The 553-nt window shown below is 66.5% G+C and carries 1 protein-coding gene; it reads right to left on the reverse strand.

Annotated features, from left to right (window positions below):
- A partial coding sequence (locus tag ACXJKJ_RS31745; protein WP_457395688.1) for an ECF-type sigma factor occupies nt 1-441 on the reverse strand: 441 nt, incomplete at its 3' end.
- Nucleotides 442-553: the final 112 nt, after the last annotated feature.

Here is a 553-nt window from a genome sequence, read left to right on the forward strand (position 1 = left end):
CAGTTCCACCACCTGCGCGAGCTTCTGGTCGACGGCGGCGAGCTTGGTCAGCGCCACGTCGAGGCCGAGGGTTTCCTCGTCCAGGCGCAGGCCGCCCTCGACGTCCTCGGGCAGGTCGGTAACGCGGTGCAGGTCGCCGCCGCGCTTCTGCGCCAGGCGCTGGCGTGCGTAGTCGACCACCACGCTGCGCATGGCCGAGGCCGCATAGGCGAAGAAATGGGCGCGGTCGTCGAAGCGGGCTTCGCGGCGACCGATGAGCTTGAGGTAGGCCTCGTGCACCAGCGCGGTGGCATCGAGGGTCTGGCCATGCTGGCCGGCGAGCTGGCGCCGGGCCATGGAATGCAGTTCGGAGTAGAGCCGCGCGAGCACGTTGTCGAGCGCGCCACGATCCCCTTCTCGGGCTGCATCCAGCAGCAATGTGATGTCGGCACTATCCGCCATGACCATCCGATCCCCCGGAGTTGCGTCGAATATAAACCCAATATCCGCATAGGTGGTGTGCAGATGAGGCGAGGGCTATTTCTGGCAGTGCCCGCACCATACGGTCGTGCGT

It is taken from the genome of Roseateles sp. P5_E1, assembly GCF_054049335.1.